Genomic DNA, 21,787 nt, shown 5'->3' with positions numbered 1-21,787 from the left:
GGGAGAATTATGAACACCCGTTCAGAAGCCACGGCCACCCGTCAAATTCGCGCTCGCGACTTGGGCATTCGTCTCGATGGAACCCCGGGAAAACACAACGCAGTGACGGATGTTCCCGGTCTTACTGTTGGATATGTGACGCTCAACCCGGGCGATGGATCCGCCTGCACCGGGGTGACCGCCATCCTTCCACGCGGCCGTGATGGCGTGGGTGTCCCGTGTGCCGCGGGCACGTACTCACTGAACGGAAACGGTGAAATGACCGGACGCGCCTGGATCGAGGAATCCGGTCAGTTCTCCACCCCGATCATGATCACCAACTCGCACTCCGTTGGCGCATGCCATACGGGCGTCGACCGCTGGATGCACGAAAACCACCCACGGGTCTCGGCCCAGTGGATGCTGCCCGTGGTCGCCGAAACCTGGGACGGCTACCTCAACCGGATCAACGACAACCTGGTAACCCCGGAGCACGCAGCCCAGGCACTTGACTCTGCGGTATCCGGTCCTTTGTCCGAAGGGTCCGTCGGAGGCGGAACGGGCATGAATTGCTACGGCTTCAAGGGCGGCACGGGCACCTCGTCGCGAAAGGTGGTGGCCTGCGGAAAGGAATACACCGTCGGCGTGTTCATGCAAGCCAACTTCGGAAGCCGCAAGGAACTGCGCATCAATGGCGTGCCCGTTGGCCGTGCCTCGCAGGCCCCTTGTCCCATCGAGAACACCAACTGGTTCGACAACGAACTGGAGATGGCATCCATCCCCGGTGGGTCCGGCTCCGTGATCGTTGTTGTGGCCACCGACGCCCCGTTGCTGCCCGCCCAGACCAAGGCATTGGCGCGTCGTGTTCCGTTGGGGCTGGCCCGGACTGGGACCACCGGCGGCCACTTCTCGGGCGACATCTTCTTGGCCTTCTCGACGGCCAACGCCGGCTCGCTTCGTTCCTCGCTGGCCAAGTCAACAGACTCCGTCCCCATGGATTCCATGGAATTCCTGCCTTGGGGGCAAATGGACGCCCTGTTCGAGGCAACGGTCGAGGCCGTGGAGGAATCCGTGCTCAATGCTCTGGTTAACAACACCGATATGACGGGCCGTGACGGCCACTTCTCACCGGCACTGCCGCATGAGGAAGTCATCGCTTCCACCCGGTAAACCTGTATGGCCCCGCGGCGGTCACCCGCAGGGCCATACATACGCCATGGGCCGAGATCCTGCGCAATCATTCGAGTCCGGCGCTGCCCCAGGCTCACCCTCCAGGTCGCCCACCCAACGACAGGCATGGGCGGCGTATCAAATTAACGAAAAGCGGCACGCCTCCTCGCCGGAGATGGCGTGCCGCCTGGCCGAAGCCGGGATTCCCTAGAGGCCCAGCTCTTCCTTGCCGAAGATGTAGAGGTAAGGCACGCCAGCCTCTTCCTCAATGCGCTCCTTGGAGCCGGTGTCGCGGTCGACGATGACAGCCACTGCAACGACGTTGCCGCCTGCCTTGCGCACGCCCTCGACTGCGGTCAGCGCCGAGCCACCGGTGGTGGAGGTGTCCTCGAGGACAACCACATTGCGCCCGTTCACCTCCGGGCCTTCCACCTGGCGGCCCATGCCGTAGGACTTCTGGGCCTTGCGGACCACAAAAGCGTCGATTGCGCGGCCGGCCTGACCGGCGGCGTGCATCAGGGCCGTACCCACCGGGTCGGCGCCCATGGTCAATCCACCGGCGTTGGTGAATTCGATTCCCGCTTCGTCGAGCATTTCCAGCATGACCGATCCGACCAGCGGTGCGGCCTCGTGGTGCAACGTGATACGGCGAAGATCGATGTAGTAGTCGGCTTCCTTCCCGGAGGAGAGGATCACCTTGCCGTGTACAACGGCGAGTTCCTTAACGAGTTCAAGCAGGCGGGTGCGCGCGGCGGTGTTGGTCATGGCTCCAATTCTAGTTTGTCGCCAACGGTGCATGCATCCCGCCACGGCGTTGTTCGCGTTGGGGCACGTCACCCGATTCTTGGCGGTTCTGGAAGGAACCGGGAAGACGCTAGAGACAGGCGAGCCGTCGCAGGGCTAGGCTGGGCTCATGAACGACCTTCGCCCCTTGGGTTACTGGCTCAAATTGGTAGACTCGCTCATTTCCGAGCAGTTCTCCAACTCCCTCGAAGAGCACGGAGTCACGCGCCGCCAATGGCAGCTGCTCAACGTGCTTTCCCACGGCCCCGCCACCGGAGGCGAGCTCACTGCGGCGCTCGCGCCGTTCTTCGGGGAAGCCCAAGCCGAGGACGAACCGTCCAGCCCTTCGGAGCACCTGGCCGAGCTCGTTGAATCCGGTTGGGTCTCGGAACAGGGCCACACCTTTGCCCTCACCGAACGCGGGGCGGTGTCACTGGACCGGCTGACGCAGATCGTCGACGGCATGCGGGAGGAGTCGAGCGCCGGGATCAGCCCCGAAGACTATGCCACCACGGTCCGCTCCCTGCAGCGGATGGCGGGAAACCTTGGCTGGGACCCGACCAACCCGCCTGCCGACGCCTGACGCACAGCCACGCCGGCCCCTGTCCGTGAAGCGAATCACGCTAGGCTAGGTCCATGCGCGAACTACAGGCCATTGTCATCAAGGAAATGGGCGTCAAGCCACTCATCGACCCTGCGGAAGAGGTGCGCGCACGCGTCGATTTCCTCAAGGAATACCTGCTCGCAACCGGGACCAAGGGATTCGTCCTGGGTATCTCTGGCGGGCTTGACTCCACGCTCGCCGGACGGCTGGCCCAGCTCGCCGCCGAGGAACTCCGCGCCGCCGGCACCCCTGCGACGTTCGTGGCAGTGAGGCTGCCCTACGGCGAACAGCTCGACGAGGCCGACGCCCAGGCTGCCATGGAGTTCGTGGCCGCCGACGTCAACCGCAGCTTCAACATCCAGGCCGGCGTCGATGGCCTCGAGGACGCGTTCCTTGCCGCAACCGGCACCCCCATTTCGGATTTCAACAAGGGAAACATCAAGGCCCGCATGCGCATGGTCTCCCAGTACGCCCTGGCCGGTGAAGAGAACCTGCTGGTGATCGGGACCGACCACGGAGCCGAATCCGTCACCGGGTTCTTCACGAAGTTCGGCGACGGCGGCGCAGACCTCCTACCCCTCTTCGGCCTGAACAAGCGCCAGAACCGTGAACTGCTGCGCCACCTCGGCTCCCCACGCAGGCTGTGGGAGAAGGTTCCGACGGCGGACCTGCTGGACGGGCAGCCGCTGCGGACGGACGAGGACGAGCTCGGCATCACCTACGACGATATCGACGACTACCTCGAAGGGCGGGAGATCCCCGAGGACGCGGCCCGGAACCTTGAGGGGAAGTTCCTGCGCTCGCGCCACAAGCGCACCACCCCCGTCACCATCTTCGATACCTGGTGGAAGTCCTGAGCCATCCGGAATCCCGCCTACGCTAGAGGCGTGGAAAACTTGGAAAACCCGGCACCTCCGGCCGTCGAAGCACTTGAACCCCTGGAGCACGAGGTACCGGAGTACCCGGTTCCGACCGGTGAACTGGTCCAGCCCATCATCCTGCTGGTGGACCGGGAGGATCCCTGCGCCGAGGATGCGGGGATCGCCGCGGCCGCACTCGCCTCGGTGAACGCCCTCCTGGGAAATCCGCGGCACCCCTATTGGCAGCCGTGGGCCCAGGGCGCCTTCGCCAAGAGCGTGCGCCGGGCGGACGCCAAGATGTTCGCGAAGGTGGCCAGCGAATTCCCCGACCACGCGATGGCCGAGATCGGTGACGCCAAGGCCATGGGCTTCGCTCCGATGCAGGCGGATTCGCTGCCCAAGCGCTTGGCCAAGCTGCAGGTTTCGGGCACCACGCTCCCGGCCGGAGAGAGCCCCGCGGCGACGGGCGTGCGGATCGTGCTCAACGATTCCCTCGGCATGAGCACGGGAAAGGCCGCGGCCCAGGCTGCGCACGCGCTCTTTGCCTGGGTGCTGGAAGCAGACCCCGACGCACTCGGGGCATGGCGGGCGGCAGGCTGCGCACTGTCGGTGGAACGGCTCGGCGCCAAGGAATTCGGGGTGGAGGCCCGCCGCGCCGACGGCCCGGTGATCCTCGATGCCGGCCGAACCGAGATCACCCCGGGCTCGGCCACGGCATTCGTGAAGGTCCCCTAGACGAAGGCAGACACTCCCGTGACTGCCCGGCCGACGATCAGCGAATTGATTTCGTAGGTCCCCTCGTAGGTGTAGAGGATTTCAACGTCCCCGAACAGCTTGGCCATCTCGTGGTCGCTGGTGACCCCGTTGCCGCCCAGCAGTGCACGCCCCTTGGCCGCCGATTCGCGTGCCAGCCGGGTGGCGGTCGCCTTCGCCAGCGCCGCCTGAACCATTTCCAGCTGCCCTCCTCCCTGCAGACGCGCCACACCGACCATCAGGGACAGCGATGCCATGGCGTTGCCCACGATCTCGGAAAGCGGCAGCTGCACCAGCTGGAACTTGGCGATACGCTGGCCGAATTGCTCCCGCTCCAGCGCGTACTTCCTGGCGATGTCGAATATCCCCAGCTGCACGCCGGCCGCCTGCCATCCCACCCAGGCCCTCGAGTGCTTCAGCAGCTCGTTGGCATCGGCAAAGTTCGCGACCCCCGGAAGCCTGTTGGACTCGGGGATGCGGACGCCATCGAGTTCGATGTCCGCATTCTGCATGACCCGCAGGCCGATCTTGTTGCAGATTTTTGTCGCGGAGAACCCGGGGCGGTCCGATTCCACGATAAAGGCCTTGACCTGGCCGTCGCCGGTGTCCCTCGCCCAGACCAACGCGAAGTCTGCGATCGTGCCGGCACCGATCCAGCGCTTCGACCCGCGGATCACCCATTCGTCGCCCTCCCGGGTGGCGGCGGTGGACAACCCGCCAGCGATGTCAGACCCGTGGTGCGGCTCGGTGAGCGCGAAGGCGCCGAGCGCCGAGAAGGTCCCGAGCCGGGGCAGCCAGGTGTCCTTTTGGGCCTCGGACCCGAACTCGTTGATCATGCCGACAATCAGTTCGTTGTGGATCCCCACCAGCGCCGAGAGCGAGACGTCGGCCCGCGCGGTCTCGACATAGACCAGCCCCTTGAAGAGGTCGCTGCTCCCGTCGGTCTGGAGGGAGCCGAGCCCGAAGGCGGCCATTTCCGGCAGCAGGTGGTGGGGGAATTCTTCCCGGTTCCAGTACCCGATGCTCTCCGGACGAACCCGGTTCTGGAGGAAGGCGCGGATCTCCCCGAGCCTCTCCCGTTCGGCGTCCCCCAGCAACTGCCAGAAATGCATCAGGTCTGCATCGGGGTGCGGAAGCGGGCGGCTGGCGATCATCGCGGCGCGGCCTGTGTCCTGACCCTGGTCGTGGCTCAATGGCACGGTGAGACTCCCTTGCTTGTTGCCTGGCTTGGCGGCTGCCCCGAGGCGCCCTTCCAAACACTTGGATATCCAACTATATTTGGAAGTGACTCAAATCACTAGGGCTTCCTAGCAATGGGCGCCCCTGCAGGGAGGGCACGACGACGATCCGCGGGCACCGGCGCGCGGAGCCCGACGAAAACCTCTCCTCGTCACTGAAGCCCTGGTCCGCCGGCGGTTTCGGTAAACTTGGGCCACACATCCACCTCGGAGGGAACATGAGCCAGCCGTTACCGCGCGACCCCATCCTGGATGCCCAGCGCCATTGGGAACGACGCGGTTGGGGCGACGTCGCCGAGCCCATGGCCGCGATCACCGCCTTGATGCGCACCCAGCAGATCATCTTGCAGCGCGCCGAGACGGTGCTGAAACCCTTTGGGCTGACCTTTGCACGCTACGAGATGCTGACACTGCTCAGCTTCGCCCGGGACGGCGCGCTGGCCATGAGCAAGGCCAGCGCATTGCTCCAGGTCCATGCCACCTCCGTGACAAACGTGGTGGATCGCCTGGAAGGTGCGGGGCTGGTGGCACGCACCAAGCACCCCACAGACAAGCGCACCACGGTGATCGTGCTTTCGGAGCGGGGCCGCGAACTGGCTGCGGCGGCTACCGAGGAGCTGAACGCCCGGGTCTTTGCCGAGTCGGGCTTTTCGGAGCGTGACGTCAACACGTTGATCCGCATTTTCGCAAGGTTCCGGCAGGAAGCCGGGGACTTCGGCGCACCAGCGGTCAAGGCCGGGGAACCCGGGACCGGCTAGCTGCGGCGCTATGCCGCCACGGTTTCGGCTGCGCCCAGCACGCCGTCGCGCATCGTTGCCACCGAATCGGTGAGCGCGATGAACTCGGTGTCGTGGGTGACCATCACCGTGGCCACGGAGAACTCCCGGGTGACCTCGGCCAGCAGGCGCACTATCGATTCGCTGCGTTCGTGGTCCAGGGCGGCCGTCGGCTCGTCGACCAGCAGCACCTTGGGCCGGCCCATCAGCGCACGGGCGATGTTCACGCGCTGGCGCTGTCCGCCGGAGAGCTGGTGCGGGCGCTTCTTGGCGCTGTCGGCGAGCCCGACCACCTCCAGCAGTTCCAGCGCGCGGGCCTTGGCCGCCTTCAGCGGCTTGCCGCGCAGGTGGTCGGAGATCATGAGCTGCTCGGCGGAGGTGAGCGAGGCCAGCAGGTTGGGCTGCTGGAAAATGATGCCGACCTTGTCGCGGCGCAGCGTGGTCATTTCCTTGTCGTTCAGATCGCTGGCGGTGGTTCCGTCGATGATGACCAGGCCGTGGGTGGGGCGGATGAGCGTCGCGGCGGCCGCCAGCAGCGAGGACTTGCCGGAGCCCGACGGGCCGATGAGCGAGAGCATCTCGCCCGCGCCCACGGCGAGGTTCACGGAGTCCAGCGCCTTGATGGTTTCCTGGCCGTCCGGGTACTCGAGTGTCACGTCGATCAATTGCAGGGCCTTGGCGCCGGTTTCGGTGGTGGCGGTGTCGCTGGGGTAGGAGGTCATGGTGCGCTGTGTCCTTTCAGACGGGCAGAAATGGGGAGGGCCCTGGGGCCGGGAAGGAGGCGCGGAGATCAGTTTCCGCCGAGGGCGATGAGTGCATCGACCTTTGTCACGCGGGAAACGGCGAGCGCGGCACCGGCCAGTCCCAGCAGGACGACGCCGACGATCGGCAGCAGTGTGGTGGCGGGGCTGATCATGAACGGCGCGGCCTTGGCGGCGAAGCTGCCGCCGATGAATCCGATGCCGCCACCGACGCCCGCGCCCAGCAGCAGCACGATGCCGGCCTGGGTCATGGCGTCGCGGAGTACGTAGGTCCCGGAGGCACCCAGGGCCTTGAGCACCGCGATGTCGCGTGTGCGCTGCACGGTCCAGACCGTCAGGAACGCCACGATCACCAGCGCGGAAATGCCGTAGAGGAAGGCCTGCATCATCAGCAGCGATCCGTTTTCGCTCTTGTAGGAGCCCAGTGCGGCGAAGGATCCGGTGCGGGTGGTGCTCACGGTGTTGGCAGCGACGTTTGCGGCGTCCTGGTCGACAGTTGCGCCCGGTTCGTTGGTCACGGCGACGACGGTGCCGACCTGGGTGGTCTCACCCAGGTGGGCGAGCTTCGCCCAGGAGTCCAGCGACGTGTACACGACCGAAGTGTGCGAGTACCAGGCATCCGCAGCGATCCCGCTGACCTTCAGGTCGACGCCGGCCATGGAAACGGTGTCGCCGACCTTCAGGGACAGGTCCTTGGCCACGGATTCGCCGATCACGGCGTCGCCCTCGGCCACCGGAAGCGGCGCCAGTGCGCTGCCCGCCGGAACACCGAAGACGGCCACGTTGGTGGTTCCGGTGCTGGTGTCGGAGCCGGCGGCACCGCCCTGGAAGCGGGTCTGGCTGATGCCCAGCGGCTCGGCCGAGGCCACGCCCGGCTGCTTCGCCCAGGCGTCGACCTGCGCGTCGGTCACCTGGCTTTCGGTGAAGGAGGCCTTGGGCGCGTTGCCCGTTGCCGCGCCGAAGGCGACATTGTCGACAAGCTGGTTCGCGGAGCCCAGGTTCTTCAGTGCCGAGGTGGACTGGTCGCCGAGGCCGGCAGTCAATCCCGAAAGCATGACGAGCAGGAGGGAGATGAGGGCGACAACCCCGCCCATGAGGGCAAAGCGGCCCTTGGCGAAGCGGATGTCACGGATGGCAAGAAACACGGGGCGGGTTTCACTTTCGGTGGATGATCGGGGCTCCTGCCGCTGGCACGATCCCCCTTCTTATCTCCCATCCTCCGTTTCGGGGCTCCCCCGCACATCAACCATATGGTCGATTGGAGTCAACTATTCCGGCAGGTCCCCGCGCACCCAGGACATGTAGCGTCGCAGCGACAGTTCCACGATGGCGTGTGCATCGACAGGCAGTTCCCCGAACGCGGAATACAGGCGGTCGAACCCCCGGGGGCAGCACCGTATCCAGGATGCGTTGGATGGCTCGCTCCGGCAGCGGAATGTTGTTCACGAAGGTGCGCATGGAGTTGGCCGATTGCCGGTCCGCCCCGACGGCGATCGTGTCCCCGGTGAGCAGTACGCCCTTGCCGGCATGTCCCGCAGGCCAGTGGAGCACGCGCGTCACAATCGCGGATACCGGGGGTGCGACTTGGCCCCTTGCGGCAGTCCTAGTCCTGCGAACGCCCCCTGATGTCGGTGATGATGCCGGAGAAATCCCGCCCGGCACCGCCCTCGTCGGCGAACTTCCGGTAGATCTGCGCGGCCAGCGGGCCAAGCTGGGCCGCGACGCCCGCATGTTCCACCGCGTTGAGCGCCAGCCCGAGGTCCTTGGCCATGAGCGCCCCGGCGAAGCCCGGGGTGTAGTCGCGGTTGGCGGGGGAGGTCGGAACCGGCCCGGGGACAGGGCAGTTGGTGGTCACCGACCAGCACTGTCCCGACGCCGTGGAGATCACGTCGAAGAGCGCCTGGTGGCTCAGGCCGAGCTTCTCGCCGAGCACGAACGCCTCCGCGGCCCCGATCATGGAGATTCCCAGCAGCATGTTGTTGCAGACCTTTGCCGCCTGCCCCGCGCCATGCCCGCCGCAATGGACGAGCTTCCTGCCCATGACCTCGAGCAGCGGCATGATGTGCGGAAGGTCCGCCTCCTCGGCGCCGATCATGAACGTCAGGGTCCCGGCCTCGGCGCCGACCACGCCGCCGGACACCGGGGCGTCGGCCGAGCGGTGCCCGGCGGCCAGCGCTATGCCCGCGGCCTCGCGGGCCTGGGCCACGTCGATCGTCGAGCAATCCAGGAACATGGTGTTGGCCGGTGCGCTCTCCAGCAGCCCGGGTCCGCCGACCCCGCGGTAGGCATCCAGCAGGATCTCCCCGGACGGGAACATCGTCAGCACGATGTCGGCCCCGGTGACGGCCTCGACGGCCGTGTCAACGCACGGAACCCCGGCGCCGCGTGCGGCCTGAACGGCCGCGGGAACCACGTCGAATCCGACGACGTCGAAACCCGCCTTGATGAGGTTCACGGCCATCGGCTCGCCCATGTGGCCGAGGCCCAGGAATGCGATGCGGCCGGAATCCGAGGGGCTTGTCTCTGTCATGGTGTCCTCCACTTTCAATCGATCGCGTCGCTGAGGGCGCTGGGGCCGAGCTTCAATTCACGTTCACCGAGCGGCGCAAAGTACCCCGCGACAAGATCGTCGCCGACCTCTTCCGGGGTTGCCGGGTGCCACACCGGCGCGTAGTCCTTGTCGATGACCTGGGCCCGGATCCCCTCGGGGAAATCCGCGGATTCCAGGAAGCGCAGGCCCACCCGGTATTCCTGCTCGAGCGCGGCCTCCAGCGAGTCGAGTCCCGCCGCGCGGCGCAGGGATTCGAGGGTGACAGCCAGGGCCGTGGGCGACTTCCCGGCCAGGGTGTCGGCCGCCCTCCCCGCGTCGAGGTTTCCCTCCGCGGCCAACTCCCGCAGCCGGGCCACGATGTCCCGGACCCGCGGCCTGCCGTAGGCGTCATCCAGCCAGGGCCGCCAGTCTTCCAGTTCCGATTCCGGCGCGGGCCGGATGAAGGCCGGAAGGACCGTTGCGACGGGGGTGGTTTCGAGGGCCTCGAACAGCTCGGCGGAGTGTCCGGAGTCGATGAGGTGGTCCGCCAGTCCCAGGTAGATGGCCTCGGCCGGGCCCAGGTGGGCGCCGGTGAGCGCCGCATGGAAGCCGCTGTGTCCCGGCGCCCGGGAGAGCAGGTAAGTTCCCCCGACGTCGGGGACAAAGCCGATCGTGGTTTCCGGCATGCCGCTTCGGGTCCGCTCGGTGACCAGGCGGTGGCTGCCGTGCGCCGAGATCCCCACGCCCCCACCGAGCACCAGCCCGTCCATGTACGCAATGTAGGGCTTGGGGTAGGAATTGATCAGCGCGTTGAGCCAGTACTCGGCCGCCCAGAACCCTGCGGTTTCCCCTCCCCCGGCAAGCAGGTCGCGGTGTATGGCGACGATGTCCCCGCCGGCGCACAGCCCGCGCTCACCCGCGCCGCGCACCAGCACCTGGGACACCGCTGGGTCGGTCGCCCAGGCCGCAAGTCGCTCCAGTATGGCATCGACCATGGCCCTGTTCAGGGCGTTGACCGCGCGGGGCCGGTACAGCGTGAGAACACCCAGGCTGCCGCGCACCTCGAAGATGACTTCAGGTTCGGTCATGGGATCGGTCAGCTTCCGGCCGGCATGATGAAGCTGGCGCCCTCGCGGATGCCAGAGGGCCAGCGCGTCGTGACGGTCTTGGTCTTGGTGTAGAAGCGGAAGGCGTCGGCACCGTGTTGGTTCAGGTCCCCGAAGCCGGAGGCCTTCCAGCCCCCGAAGGTGTAGTAGGCGATGGGCACCGGGATCGGGACGTTGACCCCGACCATGCCGACCTGCACCCGGGAGGTGAAGTTGCGCGCGGTGTCGCCGTCGCGGGTGAAGATCGAGACGCCGTTGCCGAACTCGTGCTGGGAGGGCAGCCGCAGCGCTTCCTCGTAGTCCTTGGCACGCACCACGCAAAGCACCGGCCCGAAGATCTCCTCCGTGTAGATCCGCATGTCGGCGGTGACGTGGTCGAACAGGGTCGGGCCCACCCAGTAGCCGCCCTCGTGTCCCGGCACGCTCAGCCCGCGGCCGTCGACCAGCAGCGAGGCGCCTTCCTCGATGCCCGCCTGGATGTGGTTTTCGATGCGTTCCTTGGCGGTGTGCGCCACGACCGGACCGAAGTCGGCGCTTGCGTCCATGCCGTCGCCGACCTTGAGTCGCTTGATGCGCTCCACCAGCTTGGCCACCAGGGCGTCGGCGGTTTCCTCGCCGACCGGGATGGCGACCGAGATGGCCATGCAGCGTTCGCCTGCCGACCCGTAGCCCGCACCGATCAGGGCATCGGCGACCATCTCCAGGTCCGCGTCGGGCATGATGACCATGTGGTTCTTGGCCCCGCCGAAGCACTGAGCGCGCTTGCCGTGCGCCGCCGCCGTGGCGTAGATGGACTGGGCAATGGGCGTGGAGCCGACGAAGCCGACGGCCTTGACGCGCGGGTCCTCGAGCAGCGCATCGACGGCCTCCTTGTCGCCGTTGACGACGTTGAAGATCCCGTCCGGCAGGCCCGCCTCGGTGAACAGCTCGGCCAGGCGCAGCGGGACGGAGGGGTCGCGCTCGGAGGGCTTGAGGATGAAGGCGTTGCCGGCGGCGATGGCCGGGCCGGCCTTCCACAGGGGAATCATGGCCGGGAAGTTGAACGGGGTGATGCCGGCGACAACGCCCAGCGGCTGGCGCATGGAATGGATGTCGATGCCGTCGCCGGCGCTGTCGGAGAACTCGCCCTTGAGCAGGTGGGGGGCGGCGGCACAGAATTCGACGACCTCGAGCCCGCGCTGGATGTCGCCCTTGGAATCGGCGAAGGTCTTGCCGTGCTCGCTGGTCAGCAGCGCGGCGAGCTCGTCCATGTGCTCGTAGGCCAGTCCCACGAACCTGTTCAGGATGCGTGCCCGGCGCTGCGGGTTGGTGGCGCCCCACCCGGCCTGCGCGGCCTCGGCCACGGCGACCGCGTCCCGCACTTCCCCGGCGGAGGCCAGCGGGAGCCGTGCCTGCACCGCGCCGAGCGACGGGTTGTAGACGTCCGAGTAGCGCCCCGAGGCACCTGCCACGTGGGCGCCGCCCACGTAATGAGTCAGTTCACGGGTCATGGGGAAGTTGCTCCTTCGCAAAACGCCTGGCCAGGGCCGCACCGTGTGATGCGCGCCACTCGATATGCACGAATGTACTCGGACTTCCTACTAAATGGCTAGGTGTTGCCCGAGGCCCACGGCTCCCGGCCGGGGCACCGCGCGGAGCGGGCCGGCGTCGGTACAGCGCCAGCGCCGGAGGGCAATCGGCTGCACGAACCTGACCACCGGAGCCAGAGTTGATAGGTTGGGGACGTGAAGATTGCTACTTGGAACGTGAACTCCCTCCGTGCCCGCGCCGACCGCGTCGAGGATTGGCTGCGCCGCTCCGACGTCGACGTCCTGGCCATCCAGGAAACCAAATGCAAGGACGAGAACTTCCCGTGGGAATTGTTCGAGAACAACGACTACGAGGTCGCCCATTTCGGCTTCAGCCAGTGGAACGGCGTGGCCATCGCCTCGCGCGTGGGCCTCGAGGACGTGGAGCGCACCTTCGAGGGCCAGCCGGCCTTCGGCAAGGGCGGCAAGGATCCCGTCCAGGAAGCCCGCGCCATCGCGGCGACCTGCGGCGGCGTGCGCATCTGGAGCCTCTACGTCCCGAACGGCCGGGCGCTGGAGGACGAGCACATGCCCTACAAGCTTCAGTGGCTCGACAACCTGAACCGGCAGGCCGCCGGCTGGATCGCCGAGAACCCAGAGGCCCAGGTCGCCCTGATGGGCGACTGGAACATCGCCCCGCGCGACGAGGACGTCTGGGACATCGACTTCTTCCGCGAAAACAACATGACCCACGTGTCGGCCCCGGAACGCGCCGCCTTCGAGGCGTTTATCGAGACCGGGTTCACCGACGTGGTGCGGCCGCACACCGACATCCCCAAGACCTACACCTACTGGGACTACACCCAGCTGCGCTTCCCCAGGAACGAGGGCATGCGCATCGACTTCACCCTCGCCTCCCCCGCGCTGGCGGCCAGGGTCACCGGCGCAAGCATCGACCGCGAGGAACGCAAGGGCAAGGGCGCCTCGGACCACACCCCGGTCATCGTGGAGCTGGACTAGGGATGCACCGGGCCAATGGGGAAAACAGGCGGGCCCTCCCGCCGACCTCATACCTGCGCGTCTTCGAACCGCTGAGCGCCTTTTCCGACGAGGACCAGATGCTGATCACCGGCACCCGGCACGGCGACCGCGAGACCCTCGAGGACGCCACGGCCGCCGATGCGCTCAAGCGGCTCACCCGCCAGCTCTCCGACCCGTTCCCGCACCAGCACGACGAGGTGTTCCGCAAGCTCAGCATCACCGGCTGGGACGGGGCGGCCCACACGCTGTACTGCCCGGACCAGTTGGCAGCCCGGGCCGTTTTGGCCTCCGAGCAGCTCGACGGCTCGATGCGCCCGCAGCTGCTCGAGCTGCTGGTGCCCGATGCGGCGCGCGCGGCGAACGCGCTGCGCATCGACGAGCAGCAGTTCACCCAGGACCTCGCGCACCTGCACACCCGCACCGCCACCTGGGGCATCCCCTTCGGCTGGTTCGTCCTGGTCCACGAGGACGACGAGTACGAGGTCGTCGAGGACGATGACGAGCTGATCTCCAGCCGGATCTACACCCCGCTGCACCAGGCCCTGAACCGGGCGCGCTACGCCGCGGCGACCCTGGCGATCCACGCCCCGGAGATGGACCTGCTCGACGAGCTGACGGCGCTGAGCGAATGGCTGATGCTCTTCGACAAGGACTCGATGCTCGAGCTCGACTACGGGCGCATCGCGGCGCTGGTGTGGCCCGACGACTCCCCGCACGACCTGCGCCTGGGCATCGAGTCCCTGGCCGACTCCGACATGGCCGGTGCCGCGGCCGCCTACCGCCGGCTGTCGAACCGCTGGCTTGCGGTGCGGCAGCTCGCGCGCGCGAACTAGGGACCTGCACCCCTCCCGCAGCAACCCCCGGCGGCGCTCCTTGGTAGGCTCGAGTCGTGTCATTGATTCCGGCGGTCCTGCTTTTTGCCCTGTACATCCACCTGCGCCGGAAGGACCGGCGGATGCTGCGCAACGGCGTGGTACTGGTTGCCGCGTGCTTCTTCGCCCTGGGTGCCCTCGGCGAGTTCCTGTCCCGGTGGTTCCCGGAATTCTCACTGGTGGTCTTGCTCCTGCTGGCCATGGTTCCGCTGGCCATCCTGGTGCTGGCGGCGACGCTGGTCCGCAACGGCCTGGTGATGATGCGCTCCGAGGGCCGCAGCCTGGGCAACCTCATGTCCCTGGTCCTCGGGATCCTGCTGGTCGTGCTGCCCGCCGTCGCCGTGGCGCTGGTGCTCAGCCTGAATGCGTGGGCCATCGGGCTTGCCGCACTGCTGTTCTTCCTCTGCAGCTACTTCGGCGTGGTTTTCGTCGTCTTCCTCTCCTACGCCGTCGCCTACGGCCGGATGCCGGGTCTGCACCGGCCCGCCGGGATCGTGGTGCTCGGTTCGCGCCTGATCGACGGCCAGGTCCCCCCGTTGTTGCGCAGCCGGCTGGACCGCGCCGTCGAACTGTACAAATCCACGGATCCGCGGCCGGTGGTGATCCCGTCCGGGGGCCAGGGGCACGACGAATCCCGGGCGGAGGGCACGGCCATGGCCGAGTACCTGCGCGCGGCAGGGGTCGACCCGGCCGACATCCTCGTCGAGGACCAGGCAGTGAACACCGAGCAGAACCTGCGCCTGTCCTCGGGCCTCTTCGCCGCGTCGGGCCGCACCGGCCCCCTGGTTGCCGTGACCAACAACTACCACGTGCTGCGCGCGGCGCTGCTGGCCCGGAGCCTGAAGCTGGATGCCGAGGTGCTCGGCGCACCCACCGCGAGGTACTACCTTCCCAGCGCGTTCCTGCGGGAATTCGTGGCGATACTCGTCGAGCACAAGTGGCTGCACCTGCTCCTGTGCATCCCCTTCATCGGGCTCACCGCCCTGCTCATCACCGCCATCCTGGCCCAGGGCTGAGCCGGCCGCAGCCACCGCTCACTGCACGCGGTCGCTGCGCGCAAAGCGCGCCCTTGCCCCGGCCGCCAGGTAGACGACGACGGGGCCGTCTGCCCCCAGCAGTTCCTGCGCCGCATGCGCGGCGTCGACGATCTCCCGCCCCAGCCGCCCCGGTTCCACGCCCTTGCGGGGCTGCACCTTGATCTTCAGCCCGGGTTCGGGCGAACGCTCCCAGACGCTCACGCTGAGCGAAACGACGTCGGTGCGGCGGCCCAGCAGGGAGCGGATCGCCTGCTCCACCGCCTCGCCGGAGATTTCCACCCGGCCGGGCATCGGCTCGTCGTCGAAGTAGTCGCTGACGTAGTCGTTGGTGCGCCCGCGACCCTGGACCGACATCCACCAGATCATCAGCAGGATGACCGCGATCAGCAGCGCGGCCACGATGATCCACAGCCAGGATTCCCGCTGCCCGGGAAGCGTGGTGGCCAGCAGGATCTGTTCCGCCTTGCCGTACATGCGCCCGGCAACGGCCCTCCATCCGCCGGCATATCCGGGAGCCAGGGCGATGAGCACCAGGTGGATGCCCAGGGCAAGCAGCAGCACGCCGAAGATCCCGAGCAGGACCCGGTTGAGCAGCCGCGGCGTCCGGTTCACTGTCCGATCACCCCGCTTTCGGCGACCCGCACCGTGATGCGGGGCATCGGCTCGACGTCGTTGAGGCGCAGCTCGTCCTCCATCCCCGCCAGGATCGCTGAGGACCCCAGCGGCGTTCCGGACGTCGGACGCACCTGCACCTCGATGCGCTCGCGGTTGACCACAACCAGCACCTGGCCTGGTCCGACGGCGGCCTCCAGCCGGGCCCGCCGCGCAAGCGCCGCGGCAAGCACCTGGTCGTCCATGACCAATACGGCGTCCTCGCACCCCATCGAGTGTCGGGCCAGGCGTCCGCGCCTGAACGCGTGGACGGTGAACACAACCCCCAGGAGGGCAATACCCAGGCCCGCAGACGCCAGTACCAGGGGGTCGGCGTTTCCCGGCAGCGCCGCCATCCAGGACCACCACGTCTCCGGCATGGCCACCAGGGGTTCCTGGCCGATGGCCTTGAGCGTCGCCTCGAACAATGCGTAGATGCACACCAGGATGGCGAGCGCAGCCAGCACGATGGCCGCCGGCGACCTGCCGCTGGTCAGCTCGCGCTCCCGGATCCCCTCACGTTCCGCACCGGTCATGGGGTTTCCCTGGCGTCGTCGGCCACGACACCTGTAATGCGGACATCCACCCTGCTCACCATGGCGCCGGTCAGTGCCGTGAACCTTTCGCCCAGCACCATGCGTTGTGCCCGCACGGCATCCAGCAGCGAGCCGCCCCGCCGGAGGGCGGCCCCGGTGAGGGGCAACGGCAAGTTGATAGTCAGCGCAAGGTACCCGGCGTCGTCCCGCATGAAGACGCGCACCACGTAGGGGTCGACTCCGAAAAGGTCTCCGGCGACGGCCCGGGCCGTGCTGTTCAGGGCCTGCGCACTCACCCTGGTATGGCCGGGCCATGGGGGCCCGTCCGGTGCCGGTCGCACCGCTTCGACGTGGACGCTCAAGACGAGGATCTCCTGCCGGTAAGTGCGTCCCGCAACGCGCGCATGTCCACGCGGCCTTCCAGGACGCGTGCCACAAGGGCGCCAACAACCATGAACAACGCCATCAGCAGGAAGCCGCCCAGCCCGAAGGAGAGTGCCGCCCACGCCAGGATCGCGCCCAGAAGGGCGCCGGTAAGTGTCGTCTTCATTCCCTATCCCCCCGTCGCGGTTCGTTCAGCCTCGAAGGGTGCCCCTCCGGAACCGGGATGTGAACGTCGCCGATCTCGATGTTCACCTCGATGACCTGCAAACCAGTAAGGTCCTGCACCGCGGCGAAAACGGCAGCCCGCACCCTGGAGGCCAGCTCGTGCAGGGGAACGCCGAAGCTGGCCGTCAGCACGACATCGATGGCCACCTGTGTCGTCCCGACCTCCACGCTGATCCCGTGGGCCGGTTCGTAGGCCGCACCAACGGCTCCGCGGATCGCGCCCAACGCGCGGGAGGTTCCGAGACCCAACGAATGCACGCCCTGAATATCGCGCGCGGCTCCTGCCGCCACCTTCGCAATCGCCAGGTCGGTCAGCTTGGTGGTTCCGCCGGCCTCCACCGCTTGTACGCCTCGAGGTGGAAGGTCGTGGTCGAGGGGTTCAACCATGTTTGCGCTCCTCACGGTCATCCGGATACTTGTCCCCAGACTACAACCGAATATGACTTGCGTCTCAAGATAGCCCTCGAGAAAGCGCCGGTGTGATCCATACCTATATATAGGAGTAAAAACGGAACCCGGCGCGGAGGCCGCAAGGAGGTTGCCCGAACTTCGGCAGCAGCCCAGACTCCGGCGTCTACCCCATTCGACGGTTCCTTCGGGCCCGAAGGGTCGAAGCCCGATGCTCGCTAACGATGCGGGCAATTCGTTAAAGCAAAAACCCCCTTGTTTCCAAGGGGGTTTTAGATGGTGGCTCCGACCGGCGTCGATCCGGTGACCTTTCGATTTTCAGTCGAACGCTCTACCAACTGAGCTACAGAGCCTGGCATCATCAGGCTAGATGATCACCCGATCTTCCGGCGAACCAGAAAACCAAAGCGACCCTGACGGGACTTGAACCCGCGACCTCCGCCGTGACAGGGCGGCGCGCTAACCAACTGCGCTACAGGGCCTTACTCGCGAAGTTTCCCTCGCTCACAAGACAAGAACTCTACCAGAGCTTTTCGCTCTTGTAAAATCCGCATTTCGTGCGTACCCCCAACGGGATTCGAACCCGTGCCGCTGCCGTGAAAGGGCAGTGTCCTAGGCCGCTAGACGATGGGGGCCAGGAACCTCTGCGTTGAATTTCTCCGCCGCAGTGGACTCCAATAACTATAGAGGTAAAAATCAGATCGTGCAAAACGAGGGCCGTCCACGGTCCGACAAGGCCCAAAAACCGCGCAAACAAGCGGATCCACTCGCCCGCCAAGCCGGCACCCGCTCCCAGATCGTGAAGATAGAGTTCATTTCATGGCTTTCGAAATGACCGATGACGAATTCGAGCAACTCACGGGACGAGCCCTGGATGAGATTCCCGGCGACCTCCTCAGGCTCATGGACAACGTGGTCATTTTCATCGAAGACTCTTACACGCCCTTGCCCGGCGAGGCACCGGACACGAAGTTGCTCGGCCTCTACGAAGGGACCTCACTGACCGAACGGGACGGAGGGTGGGCGGCAGGGGCCCTTCCGGACCGGATCACGATTTACAAGGATGCGATCCTGGAGATCTGCTCGTCCGAGAACGAGGTCGTCGAGGAAGTGGGGATTACGGTGGTTCACGAAATCGCCCACCACTTCGGAATCGACGACCAGCGCCTCCACGAGCTCGGCTGGGGCTAAAAACGTCCCAACCCCCAAAAAAGTTTTGTGATCCGCACCCCACCGCAGAATCCTGTGCAAAACCCCATATGAGCGACGGTTTTCCGAAAATCTTCAGGTCACGAAATGGTCACGAAACCCGCCCTCTCCGTGACCATTTTGAGATTTAAGCCTCGACAAGACTCGGATCGATCCTGCATGATCGTTATGCATTCGTTGCATTAGCCACCCCACCACTCCTACTTCTTGGGGAAGTAGTACAACCCGTGACCAAGAACGATCGGCGACCCTGCAGGATTCACCTGCACTGGCGTTCGCCCGGCCACGATTCCAAAACCTGGTTGTACTGCAAGGCAGTTAGGGAAATCCATGTCTATCCTTCGACAAATGGTCATTGCGACCAGCACAGCACTCGTAGCAAGTTCCGTTCTCACATCAACCGCAACAGCGGCCCCGACAACCACAGCTTCCGCGTCTCAGACTGAAACTTCGCCCGGTTCAACGTTGAACCCGAAGCTGATCGAGACCATCTCTGCAAGCCTGGCAGTCGCCTCAATTTCTCCGGCCAAGTCCGCACAATCCCTGGACGCCCAGATATCCCGGATTGACCTCGCACTTCAGAACGCCGAAGCCGCCGCCCTCGAAGCCGCAGGAAACGTCCTTGTAGCCGACGAAGCAGCGGAGCACTCCCCGGCCGACGCCGCATCGTTGGCGGGCACCTCGATTTCCCGGTTCACAACCACACCGGCTCAGCTTGACCGCCAGAAGGCCGCCGACCTATCCGCCACGGCGCAGTCGCTGTATGCACAGGCGAACCGGCAGCTTGGAACCAAGCGCACCGAGCTGGTTGCCGCATCCGCGAAGGCCCGAAACACTTCGGTAGCCGTTGAAACCGCGCGTCTTGACAAGGAATCTGCGAACCGCGGCGAGGCCGAATTGATGGCCGCGCTGGCCGAATCCGAAAAATCGGTCGCCGAGCCCGTCAACGACCCCAGCATCGATCCGGAAGCACTTGACGAGGCCGCCATGGCCACCGGTGCACTGGGCACGGCTTCCGTGGCCGGCGCATCCGTCAAGCTGCCGACCGCAGTTTCCCGCGCCAAGCGCATCGACACTTCAATCCGCTGGGCCAAGAAGGTCGCCGGCAACAACAAGTACAAGTACCGTTACGGCGCCACCGGACCGACCTACTTCGATTGCTCCGGGTACACCGGCAAGGCATTCTCCACCGGCGGCAAGAAACTCCAGCGAACCTCAGGAGCCCAGTACAAGGCAGCTCCAAAGAAGGTCAAGCTCTCAAAGATGCAGAAGGGTGACCTGGTCTTCTGGAGCTCCAACGGGGGTCGTTCCTTCTACCATGTGGCCCTCTACGTTGGCGCAGGAAAGATCGCACATGCCCGCAACCCCAGCGCAGGCATCTCTGTGACCAAGCTGAACTACGCAGGAATGCGCAATATCTACAAGTACGCGGGACGCTACTAAGGGGACTCCCCGCACGTCACTGCCCCAATTCGAGCTGGCAGTACGAAGGCCGCGCCGACCACGGAATATCCGTTTCGGCGCGGCTTTCCTGCAGTTTCGCGCAACCCGAATTCCCCACACTTTGCCTCGGATAACTACACCGTTGTAATTGTTGTTACCCGTGAGGCTGATGTTGCCAGTGGGAATGAATATCCCATATGGTGCTAAAGGAAGCAGCGATCTGGTCGCATTCTGAGGCCGTTTTTCCCGCGTCTATCGGGAGATTCTTCAGTGGATCGCCGCGGTAAGGAACACACGGCATGGTTTTCCGGGAAACCTTAGGCGTCGCTGCCTGCGCAATCGCATTGGCTGCCACCTGCCTCGCTGGTGCGAGTCCGGCAACAGCGGCACCGTCTTCGCCCCTGAGCAGCGTCGTCGTACCGTTGGAACCAGGCGCGGCCGAGACGCCATTGCCGACACAAGCCCAATTGGAAGCCGCCAAGTCGGATCCGGCCCAACTTCAGGCCTTGGTGGACCAGCTCGAGTCCAGCATCGAACAACAACGCACAAAGCTCGTGAACGCCGAGGCCCAGGCCCTCGATGCACAGGACGGGCTCCTGGCCGCCAATGAATTGGTGGAAGAGCGCTCACGGGTCGCCAAGGAAGCCCGTTCCGAAGCCGAAAAGGCCACGGAGTACCTCGCCTCGAGCAAGAAGAGTGTGGGTGAACTTGCCTCCGACCTCTACCGCAACGGCGGAGTAAATCCAGGGGTCGTCAACCTGCTCGACAACGACGCCGACAGCGACGTGCTCTACAAGGCATCAACCATGGGTGCCCTGACCGCGAACCGTGCGCGTACTGTCAGTACCGCGGAGGAAGCCGTCGCCTTGTGGACTGCCTGGCAGGAATACGCCGATGCCGCGGAAACTGCCGCGAATGAGGCCACGACGGCCCAGCTCGCCGCCGCCACCAAGGCAACGTCAACCATGTCCAACTACGAGTCCTCGATTGCGCCACAGGAAAAGCTGCGCTCGGATCTCATCGGGCAGTTGGCCTTCTTGCGCGGCGTCGACGCCAAGGACGAGGCCGCACGCATCGAGGCCAAGGAGGCCAAGGCAGAGGCCGCTCGCCTGCAAGAGTTGATCGACAGCACCCCGGAGACCCCGCCAGCAGCGGAAAAGCCGAGCAAGCCCGCAACGGTCAAGCCCCTGGCGGTACCGCCGAAGGTTCCCACGGAACAATCCCCGGGCAACTCGCTGGTTCCCAAACCATCGAAACCCAAGCCCCCCGAGAATATTTCGGTATCACCGGACCCGGAGGAACCGCCGGTAGAACCCGAGCCGGTACCGGAAACCCCCGAGCCCAAGCCCACGCCGGAAAAGCCCAAGCCCGAGAAGCCGAAACCGACCCCCACCCCGGAAAAGCCGAAACCCGAGAAGCCGAAGCCTAGCCCCAAGCCGTCTCCGACCCCGACGCCGGAGAAGCCGAAGCCGAAGCCCCCGGTTGACGAGGTCGCCCCGCCATCTTCCAACAGCTTCAACGCCGCAATTTCCTGGGCGCACATGATCGCGGACGACGATTCCAAGGGTTACAGGTACGGAGCGTCGGGACCAGACCTCTACGATTGCTCGAGCTACACCGGCGCCGCCTTCGCGAAGTCCGGCGTGTACCTGCCCCGAACCTCGTCACAACAGTATGCAGCCGCGCCCAAGAAGGTTCCGTTGAGCCAACTTCGCCGCGGGGACCTCGTGTTCTCCTCGAGCAACGGGGGAAGCTCCTTCTACCACGTGGCAATCTACCTCGGGAACGGCCAGGTCATCCACGCACGCAACCCGAGCAGCGGCATCTCCGTGACCCCCTTGTCGTGGGTCAACAACCTGCATCCCTACGCAGGCCGCTACTAGTCATCGTCGCCAAGCGAAGTCGGCTGCACC

At 65.9% G+C, this 21,787-nt stretch carries 23 protein-coding genes and 3 tRNA genes; 11 read left to right on the top strand and 15 right to left on the bottom strand.

The annotated features are described in order from the left end of the window. The first annotated feature begins 9 nt into the window (after positions 1-9). On the top strand, positions 10-1,149 hold the full coding sequence (locus tag ACSYDW_RS17460) for a DmpA family aminopeptidase (RefSeq protein ID WP_438340005.1): 1,140 nt from the start codon (positions 10-12) through the stop codon (positions 1,147-1,149). Between the two features lie 207 nt (positions 1,150-1,356). Here the strand turns inward: ACSYDW_RS17460 and pyrE are convergent, their stop codons facing one another. Next, positions 1,357-1,914 (bottom strand): orotate phosphoribosyltransferase, encoded by a 558-nt coding sequence (gene pyrE, locus ACSYDW_RS17455; protein ID WP_438340004.1) that lies wholly within the window; start codon positions 1,912-1,914, stop codon positions 1,357-1,359. Positions 1,915-2,062: 148 nt separating this feature from the next. On the opposite strand from pyrE, the gene ACSYDW_RS17450 reads away from it, so the two are divergent. Genes ACSYDW_RS17450 through ACSYDW_RS17440 form a run of 3 tightly spaced genes read left to right on the top strand, consistent with a single transcriptional unit; the run spans position 2,063 to position 4,131 of the window. Beyond that, the gene (locus tag ACSYDW_RS17450; protein ID WP_438340003.1) at positions 2,063-2,515 is read left to right on the top strand and encodes a MarR family winged helix-turn-helix transcriptional regulator; all 453 of its coding nucleotides are present in this window, start codon (positions 2,063-2,065) and stop codon (positions 2,513-2,515) included. A gap of 53 nt (positions 2,516-2,568) precedes the next feature. Then, complete coding sequence (gene nadE / locus ACSYDW_RS17445) at positions 2,569-3,393, top strand: NAD(+) synthase (RefSeq protein ID WP_438340002.1); 825 nt, start codon at positions 2,569-2,571, stop codon at positions 3,391-3,393. A gap of 30 nt (positions 3,394-3,423) precedes the next feature. After that, positions 3,424-4,131 (top strand): peptidyl-tRNA hydrolase, encoded by a 708-nt coding sequence (locus ACSYDW_RS17440; protein ID WP_438340001.1) that lies wholly within the window; start codon positions 3,424-3,426, stop codon positions 4,129-4,131. Here ACSYDW_RS17440 and ACSYDW_RS17435 read toward each other — a convergent pair. After that, complete coding sequence (locus ACSYDW_RS17435) at positions 4,128-5,303, bottom strand: acyl-CoA dehydrogenase family protein (protein WP_438340043.1); 1,176 nt, start codon at positions 5,301-5,303, stop codon at positions 4,128-4,130. The two genes, ACSYDW_RS17440 and ACSYDW_RS17435, sit on opposite strands and share 4 nt — an antisense overlap. 302 nt (positions 5,304-5,605) lie before the next feature. Here ACSYDW_RS17435 and ACSYDW_RS17430 point away from each other — a divergent pair, with 302 nt between their 5' ends. Next, entirely contained in the window at positions 5,606-6,145 is a 540-nt protein-coding gene (locus tag ACSYDW_RS17430; RefSeq protein ID WP_438340000.1) for a MarR family winged helix-turn-helix transcriptional regulator, read from the top strand. Between the two features lie 8 nt (positions 6,146-6,153). Here the strand turns inward: ACSYDW_RS17430 and ACSYDW_RS17425 are convergent, their stop codons facing one another. The 5 genes from ACSYDW_RS17425 to ACSYDW_RS17405 form a co-directional block, all read right to left on the bottom strand. Beyond that, positions 6,154-6,885: an ABC transporter ATP-binding protein gene (locus ACSYDW_RS17425; protein WP_438339999.1), complete on the bottom strand. Its 732-nt coding sequence runs from the start codon at positions 6,883-6,885 to the stop codon at positions 6,154-6,156. Between the two features lie 68 nt (positions 6,886-6,953). Next, on the bottom strand, positions 6,954-8,069 hold the full coding sequence (locus ACSYDW_RS17420) for an ABC transporter permease (protein ID WP_438339998.1): 1,116 nt from the start codon (positions 8,067-8,069) through the stop codon (positions 6,954-6,956). A 458-nt stretch (positions 8,070-8,527) separates the two neighbouring features. Beyond that, a complete protein-coding gene (gene mmsB / locus ACSYDW_RS17415) occupies positions 8,528-9,454 on the bottom strand; it encodes a 3-hydroxyisobutyrate dehydrogenase (RefSeq protein ID WP_438339997.1) in 927 nt (308 codons plus the stop codon). A 14-nt stretch (positions 9,455-9,468) separates the two neighbouring features. Further along, on the bottom strand, positions 9,469-10,542 hold the full coding sequence (locus ACSYDW_RS17410) for an enoyl-CoA hydratase/isomerase family protein (protein WP_438339996.1): 1,074 nt from the start codon (positions 10,540-10,542) through the stop codon (positions 9,469-9,471). Between the two features lie 8 nt (positions 10,543-10,550). Then, complete coding sequence (locus ACSYDW_RS17405; RefSeq protein ID WP_438339995.1) at positions 10,551-12,050, bottom strand: CoA-acylating methylmalonate-semialdehyde dehydrogenase; 1,500 nt, start codon at positions 12,048-12,050, stop codon at positions 10,551-10,553. A gap of 234 nt (positions 12,051-12,284) precedes the next feature. Between ACSYDW_RS17405 and ACSYDW_RS17400 the strand changes: the two genes are divergently transcribed. From ACSYDW_RS17400 to ACSYDW_RS17390, 3 genes are read left to right on the top strand one after another with little or no spacing between them, the layout of a single operon-like run. Beyond that, on the top strand, positions 12,285-13,088 hold the full coding sequence (locus ACSYDW_RS17400; protein WP_438339994.1) for an exodeoxyribonuclease III: 804 nt from the start codon (positions 12,285-12,287) through the stop codon (positions 13,086-13,088). A gap of 2 nt (positions 13,089-13,090) precedes the next feature. Next, positions 13,091-13,942 carry a DUF8083 family protein gene (locus ACSYDW_RS17395; RefSeq protein WP_438339993.1) on the top strand — a complete coding sequence of 284 codons (852 nt, stop codon included), beginning with the start codon at positions 13,091-13,093 and terminating at the stop codon, positions 13,940-13,942. 56 nt (positions 13,943-13,998) lie between these two features. Further along, positions 13,999-14,997, top strand: coding sequence for a YdcF family protein (locus ACSYDW_RS17390; protein WP_438339992.1), 999 nt, complete (start codon positions 13,999-14,001; stop codon positions 14,995-14,997). 18 nt (positions 14,998-15,015) lie between these two features. On the opposite strand, the gene ACSYDW_RS17385 is transcribed toward ACSYDW_RS17390, so the two are convergent. The 8 genes from ACSYDW_RS17385 to ACSYDW_RS17350 all read right to left on the bottom strand — a co-directional run bounded on the left by ACSYDW_RS17385 (position 15,016) and on the right by ACSYDW_RS17350 (position 17,857). Continuing rightward, positions 15,016-15,630: an Asp23/Gls24 family envelope stress response protein gene (locus tag ACSYDW_RS17385; RefSeq protein WP_438339991.1), complete on the bottom strand. Its 615-nt coding sequence runs from the start codon at positions 15,628-15,630 to the stop codon at positions 15,016-15,018. After that, on the bottom strand, positions 15,627-16,205 hold the full coding sequence (locus tag ACSYDW_RS17380) for a hypothetical protein (protein ID WP_438339990.1): 579 nt from the start codon (positions 16,203-16,205) through the stop codon (positions 15,627-15,629). The genes ACSYDW_RS17385 and ACSYDW_RS17380 overlap by 4 nt, the downstream gene beginning before the upstream one ends. Continuing rightward, entirely contained in the window at positions 16,202-16,501 is a 300-nt protein-coding gene (locus ACSYDW_RS17375) for a hypothetical protein (RefSeq protein ID WP_438339989.1), read from the bottom strand. Before ACSYDW_RS17375 ends, ACSYDW_RS17380 begins: the two co-directional genes overlap by 4 nt. A 62-nt stretch (positions 16,502-16,563) precedes the next feature. After that, complete coding sequence (locus ACSYDW_RS17370; protein WP_438339988.1) at positions 16,564-16,755, bottom strand: hypothetical protein; 192 nt, start codon at positions 16,753-16,755, stop codon at positions 16,564-16,566. Next, complete coding sequence (locus tag ACSYDW_RS17365; protein ID WP_438339987.1) at positions 16,752-17,201, bottom strand: Asp23/Gls24 family envelope stress response protein; 450 nt, start codon at positions 17,199-17,201, stop codon at positions 16,752-16,754. The genes ACSYDW_RS17370 and ACSYDW_RS17365 overlap by 4 nt, the downstream gene beginning before the upstream one ends. Positions 17,202-17,499: 298 nt before the next feature. Further along, positions 17,500-17,575: transfer RNA gene (locus ACSYDW_RS17360), tRNA-Phe, on the bottom strand. 55 nt (positions 17,576-17,630) lie between these two features. Next, positions 17,631-17,704 (bottom strand) — tRNA-Asp (locus ACSYDW_RS17355). An 80-nt stretch (positions 17,705-17,784) separates the two neighbouring features. Next, positions 17,785-17,857 (bottom strand) — tRNA-Glu (locus ACSYDW_RS17350). Between the two features lie 184 nt (positions 17,858-18,041). On the opposite strand from ACSYDW_RS17350, the gene ACSYDW_RS17345 reads away from it, so the two are divergent. The 3 genes from ACSYDW_RS17345 to ACSYDW_RS17335 all read left to right on the top strand — a co-directional run bounded on the left by ACSYDW_RS17345 (position 18,042) and on the right by ACSYDW_RS17335 (position 21,757). Then, positions 18,042-18,413: a metallopeptidase family protein gene (locus ACSYDW_RS17345; protein WP_438339986.1), complete on the top strand. Its 372-nt coding sequence runs from the start codon at positions 18,042-18,044 to the stop codon at positions 18,411-18,413. Positions 18,414-18,896: 483 nt separating this feature from the next. After that, on the top strand, positions 18,897-19,874 hold the full coding sequence (locus tag ACSYDW_RS17340) for a C40 family peptidase (protein WP_438339985.1): 978 nt from the start codon (positions 18,897-18,899) through the stop codon (positions 19,872-19,874). Positions 19,875-20,341: 467 nt separating this feature from the next. Further along, positions 20,342-21,757: a C40 family peptidase gene (locus ACSYDW_RS17335; protein ID WP_438339984.1), complete on the top strand. Its 1,416-nt coding sequence runs from the start codon at positions 20,342-20,344 to the stop codon at positions 21,755-21,757. Positions 21,758-21,787 lie beyond the last annotated feature (30 nt).

The sequence above is a fragment of the Paeniglutamicibacter selenitireducens genome (assembly GCF_051550675.1).
Lineage (GTDB): Bacteria > Actinomycetota > Actinomycetes > Actinomycetales > Micrococcaceae > Paeniglutamicibacter.
Note: the sequence above shows the minus strand (reverse complement) of the source record. Positions and strands in the feature narration are given on the sequence as shown.

Excerpts from the sequence above, each read along its gene's own strand:
- ACSYDW_RS17460 (WP_438340005.1), top strand. The coding sequence starts at position 10 with ATGAACACCCGTTCAGAAGCCACGGCCACCCGTCAAATTCGCGCTCGC.
- pyrE (WP_438340004.1), bottom strand. The coding sequence starts at position 1,914 with ATGACCAACACCGCCGCGCGCACCCGCCTGCTTGAACTCGTTAAGGAA.
- ACSYDW_RS17450 (WP_438340003.1), top strand. The coding sequence starts at position 2,063 with ATGAACGACCTTCGCCCCTTGGGTTACTGGCTCAAATTGGTAGACTCG.
- nadE (WP_438340002.1), top strand. The coding sequence starts at position 2,569 with ATGCGCGAACTACAGGCCATTGTCATCAAGGAAATGGGCGTCAAGCCA.
- ACSYDW_RS17435 (WP_438340043.1), bottom strand. The coding sequence starts at position 5,303 with ATGATCGCCAGCCGCCCGCTTCCGCACCCCGATGCAGACCTGATGCAT.
- ACSYDW_RS17430 (WP_438340000.1), top strand. The coding sequence starts at position 5,606 with ATGAGCCAGCCGTTACCGCGCGACCCCATCCTGGATGCCCAGCGCCAT.
- ACSYDW_RS17425 (WP_438339999.1), bottom strand. The coding sequence starts at position 6,885 with ATGACCTCCTACCCCAGCGACACCGCCACCACCGAAACCGGCGCCAAG.
- mmsB (WP_438339997.1), bottom strand. The coding sequence starts at position 9,454 with ATGACAGAGACAAGCCCCTCGGATTCCGGCCGCATCGCATTCCTGGGC.
- ACSYDW_RS17410 (WP_438339996.1), bottom strand. The coding sequence starts at position 10,542 with ATGACCGAACCTGAAGTCATCTTCGAGGTGCGCGGCAGCCTGGGTGTT.
- ACSYDW_RS17405 (WP_438339995.1), bottom strand. The coding sequence starts at position 12,050 with ATGACCCGTGAACTGACTCATTACGTGGGCGGCGCCCACGTGGCAGGT.
- ACSYDW_RS17395 (WP_438339993.1), top strand. The coding sequence starts at position 13,091 with ATGCACCGGGCCAATGGGGAAAACAGGCGGGCCCTCCCGCCGACCTCA.
- ACSYDW_RS17380 (WP_438339990.1), bottom strand. The coding sequence starts at position 16,205 with ATGACCGGTGCGGAACGTGAGGGGATCCGGGAGCGCGAGCTGACCAGC.
- ACSYDW_RS17370 (WP_438339988.1), bottom strand. The coding sequence starts at position 16,755 with ATGAAGACGACACTTACCGGCGCCCTTCTGGGCGCGATCCTGGCGTGG.
- ACSYDW_RS17365 (WP_438339987.1), bottom strand. The coding sequence starts at position 17,201 with ATGGTTGAACCCCTCGACCACGACCTTCCACCTCGAGGCGTACAAGCG.
- ACSYDW_RS17345 (WP_438339986.1), top strand. The coding sequence starts at position 18,042 with ATGGCTTTCGAAATGACCGATGACGAATTCGAGCAACTCACGGGACGA.